The organism is Martinezella lusitana, from assembly GCF_900094565.1.
GTDB lineage: Bacteria > Pseudomonadota > Alphaproteobacteria > Rhizobiales > Rhizobiaceae > Rhizobium > Rhizobium lusitanum.
Genome location: NZ_FMAF01000002.1, coordinates 623,642 through 631,305 on the forward strand (window position 1 = coordinate 623,642; position 7,664 = coordinate 631,305).

The 7,664-nt window shown below is 59.8% G+C and carries 6 protein-coding genes; 4 read left to right on the forward strand and 2 right to left on the reverse strand.

Features of this window, described 5'->3' with window-relative positions:
• Positions 1-271 precede the first annotated feature (271 nt).
• The 4 genes from GA0061101_RS06240 to GA0061101_RS06255 all read left to right on the forward strand — a co-directional run bounded on the left by GA0061101_RS06240 (position 272) and on the right by GA0061101_RS06255 (position 5,021).
• Positions 272-961, forward strand: a complete 690-nt coding sequence (locus tag GA0061101_RS06240) for a DUF4167 domain-containing protein (protein ID WP_047553414.1) — start codon at positions 272-274, stop codon at positions 959-961.
• A 190-nt stretch (positions 962-1,151) separates the two neighbouring features.
• On the forward strand, positions 1,152-1,529 hold the full coding sequence (locus GA0061101_RS06245; RefSeq protein ID WP_092573241.1) for an HIT family protein: 378 nt from the start codon (positions 1,152-1,154) through the stop codon (positions 1,527-1,529).
• Between the two features lie 254 nt (positions 1,530-1,783).
• The gene (clpB, locus tag GA0061101_RS06250; protein WP_037196631.1) at positions 1,784-4,384 is read left to right on the forward strand and encodes an ATP-dependent chaperone ClpB; all 2,601 of its coding nucleotides are present in this window, start codon (positions 1,784-1,786) and stop codon (positions 4,382-4,384) included.
• Between the two features lie 127 nt (positions 4,385-4,511).
• Positions 4,512-5,021, forward strand: coding sequence for a P-loop nucleotide/nucleoside kinase family protein (locus GA0061101_RS06255; protein ID WP_092573242.1), 510 nt, complete (start codon positions 4,512-4,514; stop codon positions 5,019-5,021).
• Between the two features lie 38 nt (positions 5,022-5,059).
• Here the strand turns inward: GA0061101_RS06255 and GA0061101_RS06260 are convergent, their stop codons facing one another.
• Together GA0061101_RS06260 and GA0061101_RS39825 are read right to left on the reverse strand one after the other, a co-directional pair.
• Positions 5,060-7,000, reverse strand: a complete 1,941-nt coding sequence (locus tag GA0061101_RS06260) for a M23 family metallopeptidase (protein WP_037196624.1) — start codon at positions 6,998-7,000, stop codon at positions 5,060-5,062.
• A 479-nt stretch (positions 7,001-7,479) separates the two neighbouring features.
• Positions 7,480-7,664, reverse strand: a 185-nt coding sequence (locus GA0061101_RS39825) for a hypothetical protein (RefSeq protein WP_208864992.1), incomplete at its 5' end; no start/stop codon positions are given.

Here is a 7,664-nt window from a genome sequence, read left to right on the forward strand (position 1 = left end):
ATAGGTTGCGCTCACGCGTTGGGCGGCTGGGAATAGACGGGACGATTCGTCTATCTTGGACAGGCCTCGGGGATCCGCTCTTTGGTAAGAGTGTCAAAGGTTGAAGATAACCCAATGCGTGATCAGTTAATCTGACGTAGTCGAGCGGCAGACCGGCGCTAAAGCGCAGTTTGCTTGCGGCACGCAGGCCCTGGCTCGGAAGTATCCGAGCCGCGGCGGCAGGTGTCGTGTATGATTTTATCCCAACGAAGAGAATTCAGGTGAAGGATCTATGAGGCCAGGACAGCAGAACAAGCGCGGTCGGGGGCGTGGTAACAACAACGGCGGCGGCGGCGGAAATAACAACAACAATAACAACTTCAACCGCAAAGGCTCGAATCCGCTGACCAGGACTTATGACAGCTCCGGTCCCGATGTGAAGATTCGCGGAACCGCTCAGCATATCGCCGAGAAGTACGCGGCTCTGGCTCGCGACGCACACAGCTCCGGCGACCGCGTCATGGCTGAAAACTACCTTCAGCATGCCGAGCATTACAATCGGATTATCGCCAGCGCCCAGGCGCAGATGCAGGAGCGCTTTCAGCGCGACGATCAGAATAATTATAACGACCGCGATGCGGGCGACCGTGATATGGACGATATCGACGGAAACGACATGGACGACCAGCCGCAGATGGCTCCGCCTCCGGTTCGTCAGCATGCTCCCGTCGTTGCGCCCGCTCCGGCTCCCGAACCCGAGGTTATCGACGGCACCGGCCCGCAGCCGGTGATTGAAGGCATCCCGGCCGAGGTGGCAATCGAGGAAGAGACGCCTCCCGGCGGAGCCGCCGAGCGCCAGCCGCGCCGTCGCAATGCCGGAAACCGCCCGCGTCGCCAGCCCCGCCGCGCGGCTGATGCGGAAGGGAAGGACGAGGCCGCCGCGGGCGACGCCCCGGCTTTGGCCGACGCTGCATCGGAATAAGACGACCTCCCCTCAGGGGAAGCCGGTCAAAATACCGAAATGGGAACGGCGGTGCTGAAAGTGCCGCCGTTCCCATTTCTGCTTTCGGTTCCTTTTTTTCTCAGAGTACGGCCAGAAGTTTCCGGAGCCGTTATCATTCGCTTCCGAAACGGAACTTGTCCTTCTCCGGCATATCGAGTGGAGAAATTTGATGCTTTCGACTGATAAAGCCGGCTGCCGTTTCTGTCTGGGGAATGAATTGCTCGCCGATGAGCCTCTGGGTGGCAACCGCTCCTTCTATATGCTTGGCACTATCGATCCGGAAATGCCGCATGTGGTCATGATCATCCTGCGTCGGCATGCGGAAAGCCCTTTCGATATCCGCTCCGAGGAGTGGGCCGGGTTGGGCGAAATGCTGACAATGGCAAAGGCTCACCTGGAATATTGCGACCCGGATGGCTTCACTCTCGGCTGGAATGTCGGAGCCGTTGCAGGGCAGCACGTGTTTCATGTTCATTTGCACGTGGTTGCCCGTTTTGCCGATGAGCGCAACGCGGGTAGGGGAATCCGCGCCATCGTTCGCGGATGACATGTCCTTCCTGCTTTGCAGAGGCCGATGTCGCTGCAATCTTCCGCCTTTGGGTCAACGCGGCTCAACCCGGCAAATCCCTCACTTTTTTCGCTTTTGCCGCCCTTTAAACTCCTCAGATACCCTCCCATATTCTCCTCAGTTGCCTTGCCGCAAATCTCAACAGCGACAAGGCGGGGTCCGCCTCTTGAGGGGGCTCAATCTCAATCATCGATCTGCGCCGGTTAGGGCAGGCCGATCCATGGAGGTCCAGTATGAATATTGAAAAATACTCCGAGCGGGTGCGCGGTTTCCTGCAATCCGCCCAAACCTATGCGCTTGCGCAGGGTAATCAGCAGTTCACACCCGAACATGTTCTGAAAGTGCTTTTGGACGACGACCAAGGCATGGCCGCGTCGTTGATCGAACGCGCCGGCGGTGATGCCAAGGCTGCCCGTCTTGCCAATGACGCCGCGCTTGCCAAGTTGCCGAAGGTTTCCGGCGGCGATGGCCAGGTCTATCTCGCACAGCCGCTCGCCAAGGTATTTGCCACCGCCGAGGATGCGGCAAAGAAGGCGGGCGACAGCTTCGTCACCGTCGAGCGCCTCTTGCAGGCACTGGCGATCGAGTCGTCCGCTTCCACTTCCGCGACGCTGAAGAAAGCCGGCGTGACGCCTGTTACACTCAATCAAGTCATCAATGATATCCGCAAGGGTCGTACCGCCGATTCCGCCAATGCGGAGCAGGGCTTCGATTCACTGAAGAAATATGCACGCGACCTCACCGCCGAGGCTCGCGAAGGCAGGCTCGACCCGGTCATCGGCCGTGACGACGAAATTCGCCGCACCATTCAGGTTCTTTCCCGCCGCACGAAAAACAACCCCGTGCTGATCGGCGAGCCCGGCGTCGGCAAGACGGCGATCGTCGAGGGCCTGGCGCTCCGCATCGTCAATGGCGACGTGCCTGAATCGCTGAAAGACAAGAAGCTGATGGCGCTCGACATGGGCGCCTTGATTGCCGGCGCGAAATTCCGCGGCGAGTTCGAAGAGCGGCTGAAGGCCGTGCTCAACGAGGTCCAGTCGGAAAACGGCGAGATCATCCTGTTCATCGACGAAATGCACACGCTGGTCGGCGCGGGCAAGGCGGATGGCGCCATGGATGCTTCCAACCTGTTGAAGCCTGCGCTCGCCCGCGGTGAGCTGCATTGCGTCGGCGCGACCACGCTCGACGAATATCGCAAGCATGTCGAAAAGGATCCGGCTCTCGCACGACGCTTCCAGCCCGTCATGGTCGAGGAGCCCACAGTCGAGGATACGATTTCGATCCTGCGCGGCTTGAAGGAAAAGTATGAGCAGCACCACAAGGTCCGCATCGCCGATGCCGCCCTGGTGGCCGCCGCCATGCTGTCGAACCGCTATATCACCGATCGTTTCCTGCCGGACAAGGCCATCGACCTGATGGACGAAGCTGCGGCCCGCCTGCGCATGCAGGTGGACTCGAAGCCGGAAGAACTCGACGAACTCGATCGCCGTATCATCCAGCTGAAGATCGAGCGTGAGGCGCTGAAGAAGGAAACCGACCAGGCCTCGGCCGACCGGCTGAAGCGGCTGGAGACCGAGCTTATCTCGCTGGAAGAGGAAGCCGATGCGCTGACGGCGCGCTGGCAAGCCGAAAAGCAGAAGCTGGGTCTTGCCGCCGATCTGAAGAAGCAGCTTGACGAAGCCCGCAACGAGTTGGCGACCGCCCAACGCAAGGGTGAATTCCAGCGTGCCGGCGAGCTCGCCTATGGCGTGATCCCGAAGCTGGAGAAGGAGCTGCAAACTGCGGAAGAGCGGGACAGTGCCCGCGATTCCATGGTGCAGGAAGTGGTCACCGCCGACAATATCGCCCAGATCGTTTCCCGCTGGACCGGGATTCCGGTCGACAAGATGCTGGAAGGTGAACGCGACAAGCTGCTCCGGATGGAAGACGAACTGGCGAAGTGGGTCGTCGGCCAGGGCGATGCCGTTCAGGCGGTATCGCGTGCCGTCCGCCGGTCGCGCGCTGGGCTGCAGGATCCGAACCGGCCGATCGGCTCGTTCATCTTCCTCGGCCCCACCGGCGTCGGCAAGACGGAGCTGACCAAGGCGCTCGCCCGCTTCCTCTTCGATGACGATACGGCCATGGTGCGCATGGATATGTCCGAGTACATGGAGAAGCACTCCGTGGCCCGGCTGATCGGCGCCCCTCCCGGCTATGTCGGCTATGAGGAAGGCGGTGCGCTGACCGAAGCCGTCCGTCGCCGACCCTATCAGGTCGTGTTGTTCGACGAGATCGAGAAGGCGCATCCCGATGTCTTCAACGTCCTGCTCCAGGTTCTGGACGACGGGCGTTTGACGGATGGCCAGGGCCGCACGGTCGACTTCCGCAACACCATGATCATCATGACCTCCAACCTGGGCGCCGAATATCTGACCCAGCTGAAGGAAGGCGATGACAGCGATCTGGTGCGCGAACAGGTGATGGATGTGGTGCGGTCGCATTTCCGCCCGGAATTCCTGAACCGTGTCGACGAGATCATCCTGTTCCATCGCCTGAAGCGCGAGGAGATGGGCGCGATCGTCGATATCCAGCTGGAGCGGCTGCTGAAGCTTTTGTCGGAGCGCAAGATCACGCTCGAGCTCGACGACGATGCCCGCAACTGGCTCGCCAACAAGGGCTACGACCCCGCCTATGGTGCAAGGCCGCTGAAGCGGGTGATCCAGAAATATGTCCAGGATCCGCTCGCCGAACAGATCCTCTCCGGGCAGATTCCGGATGGCTCGCTGGTCAAGGTCACCAGCGGTTCCGACAGGCTGTTGTTCCGCCCGCGCCATGCGGTGAACGAGGCGGCATAAGGTCGAGAATGTTTGATGAAATGCGGATGGCGGCCTTTCGGCCGCCATCTTGCTTTTGAGAGCCTGCTTGCCTGACCTTGCCTCCTCTGTGATGCTGGCGCGGGTTTGGAGAGGGACGGAGGAAACCATGCTTGTTATCTTCGGTGGCCTGCCGGGCAGCGGAAAAACCACCATTGCGCGCGCGCTGGCGCAGCGGTTGGGCGGTGTGCACGTCCGGCTCGACACGATCGAGCAGGCGTTGCGGAATTCCGGTATGTTGAGAGCTGATGTCGGACCTGCCGGATATATGGTTGCCTATGGGGTCGCCGAAGACAATCTGAAACTGGGGAGAACCGTGATTGCGGATACAGTCAATCCCATTTCGGTGACGCGCGAAGCCTGGAGGCACGTCGCGCAGCGGGCGGGTGTGCCGTCAATCGAGGTGGAGGTCATCTGTTCCGACAGGACCGAGCATCGCCGGCGCGTGGAAACGCGCGAGGCCGATATCGAAGGCCTTGTGAACCCGACCTGGGACGAGGTCGTTACGCGAAACTATGATAGCTGGAGCTCGGGGCCTATCGTCGTCGATACGGCTTTCAAGGCGGTGGATGAGCTCATGGCGGAACTGGTTGTTCGGATGGGATCTGTTCGAGCCTAACTGGTTGCCCGCTGACGGGGATGTCCCAGCCTTCAGGGCTACTTGCTTGCGACCTGTTTCGACTTGTCGTCGCTGAGCAGCGTATCGATGCGCTTGCGCTCTTCCTGGAATTTGGCGAGAGCCTCGCCCTCGAGGGACTTGCCGCCGGGAAGGCGGATGCGCAGCGGGTCGACCTTCGTCCCGTTGACGATCAGTTCATAGTGGAGGTGCGGGCCGGTCGCGAGGCCGGTCGAGCCGATGAAGCCGATGACTTGTCCTTGAACCACCTTCGCGCCCGGCACGATGCCCTTGGCGATGGCGCTCTGATGGTTATAGGAGGAGACGTAGCCATTGGCATGACGGATCAGCGTCTGATTGCCGAAGCCGCTTGAATCCCAGCCGGCCTTTTCGACGATGCCGTTGCCGGCGGAGATGATCGGCGTGCCGCGGGGCGCAGCCCAATCCACGCCCGTATGCATGCGCGCAAAACCGAGGATCGGATGGCGTCGCATGCCGAAGCCGGATTTGAACACGCCGGTCGGAACAGGATTGCGCAACAGGAATTGCCGGATGCTCTTGCCGCCGTCATCGAAGTAATCGATCGAATTATCGGCCGGATCTTCGAAACGGTAGAAGCGGGTCACGGTATCGCCGAACTTGGCGTTGACGAAGAGCAGTTCGGAATCGGCTGTCGCCTGGCCGTTTTCATCGGCAACCGAGAAGAAGGCTTCCAGCGAATCCGCCGGTTTCAGCTGCGCCTGGAAATCGACATTGCTGGCAAGCAGCTTGACGATCTGCGCCACCATTTCCTTGTTCATGCCGTAGGAAAGCGCTGCGCGATAGATGCCGTCATAGACGCTCGGCAGATCGCGGCCGGCCACAGAGGGGGGGGCGTCGTTGTCGAAGGCGGTGGCGATGGCGTCAAGCATATGCGGTTCGCTGCCGGCGACGAAATCGCCACGATCGTTCTGCGCGATGGTCAGCAAATGCTTGGTGCCGCGGTAGATGCTGGCGCGGATGATCTTGGCCTGCTCGCCCTTCTGCAGGATGCCGATGCGAAGCACGTCGCCTGCGGAAACATCGGACGATCCGAAGAACGGCTGGATCTTTGCCGTGATGTCGTCGGCATCCGCCTTGAGATAGCCGGCATTGGTGAGGGCCGTGACAATCGGCATGTTTTCCCGAACCGGAATGATGTCGTCAGCAAACTCCTGTGTCTGCGCGGTCACAGCCTGGGAGGGGGAGACGGACATGTTTTCCTCGACGATGCGGGCGGTCAGGCCGGCTGTCAGGTCGACATCGGCATCGTCGTTGGCGAAACGGCGCGGATCGACATAATAGAGTGCCGAAAGCTGGGTATTGCCGTCTGTCAGGACCGAGCCGTTGGAGCGTACATTCTCTTCGACTTCGTCGAGCGACATGGAGCCGGCAAGCTGGAAGGGAATATCCTTGGACGGAAAGGGCACCGTCTTCAGGCTGACCTCCGATTCAACATCCGATCCGTAGATCGCGCCGGTCCGGTTGGCCGGCGGCGGTATATTCTCATCGGCGGAGAAGATCGCCAGCGGATCAAATGGCGGATAGCTTTCGTTGGCGATGCGATTGGTGGCCAAGGCGATCTTCACATGGGCGAAGGGCTGGCGACGCACCACCTCCTTGTCGCCGTCTTTCACAACGGTCGATACTTCGAGAATGTTGCGGTCTGACGGCTTGGACGCGATGGCGGTGGAAATCAGGCGCCCGCCGCGGGTGACCTGATCATCTGAGGCATCGTGATTGTCCGATGTCGCATAGGCTTCGGCCGGAATAGCCAGTTGCTGTCGTCCGTCGAGCGCTGCGAACAAGGCGACGCCCATCAATATGCTCGAGGTGACGCCGGTAAGGAAGGTGCCCGAGAGCCAGCGCAAGGAAACCTCGCGTCGATCCGGCGCCCGCCTGCCATCGGCCAGGATTGGCGGCTCGTTGCCGAGCGATCGGAGCATCATCTTGTCCGTCATCATGCCAATCGAAATCCGGTTCCTTCATGCGAGCCGCAGGCTGGGGGCGAAGATGTGCATATTTATGACAGGCGAGTCAAATCAACCGGGCGATATTCACTCTTTGGGGGCCTCGTTTCCTATAGAAATCTATGGTGCAGGTGATAGGGCTTGTGGGACGTTGCCGATGATCCACCTCATATTGTGCCGCCAGCGGCGCCCGATTGGGTAGCGTGAGCATGCCAGGGAAGGGATGCGCGGGTGGCTTCGTCGCATCTTCAGCCGGAGCTCGGCATCCCTTCATAAATATATCATGAGAATCAATCACTTATTTGTTTTTCGATTTTTTTCAAAATCGCTTGTTGACTTGGTTCGTTGGGTGGGATTATAAGCCCACTCACTGAACGAGGGCGGCGGCGCTGCTGGCGACGACGACTTTCGCTCTAGTGTTTCCTGGATTGGCTGCGATGCTGATTGAAGGTTCTGGGCTTAGGTGCTTGGGCTTACGGGAAGTGATTTCGACTGGTTTTTCTGGTCAGTTCTTTGACAATTGAAGATGAGAAGAAAGAGAAACGTGGGCGGCGAAGCTTGCGGGATCTGAAGAGATTTGGATCCTTGGAATAGACTTCGACGGTTACGTTTTGAACAAGAGAATACACCTCATTAATGATCGCAGCGATGCGTGTCA

Bases quoted from the DNA above. Each gene is read 5' to 3' on its own strand.
- GA0061101_RS06240 (WP_047553414.1), top strand. From the start codon at position 272: ATGAGGCCAGGACAGCAGAACAAGCGCGGTCGGGGGCGTGGTAACAAC.
- GA0061101_RS06245 (WP_092573241.1), top strand. From the start codon at position 1,152: ATGCTTTCGACTGATAAAGCCGGCTGCCGTTTCTGTCTGGGGAATGAA.
- clpB (WP_037196631.1), top strand. From the start codon at position 1,784: ATGAATATTGAAAAATACTCCGAGCGGGTGCGCGGTTTCCTGCAATCC.
- GA0061101_RS06255 (WP_092573242.1), top strand. From the start codon at position 4,512: ATGCTTGTTATCTTCGGTGGCCTGCCGGGCAGCGGAAAAACCACCATT.
- GA0061101_RS06260 (WP_037196624.1), bottom strand. From the start codon at position 7,000: ATGATGACGGACAAGATGATGCTCCGATCGCTCGGCAACGAGCCGCCA.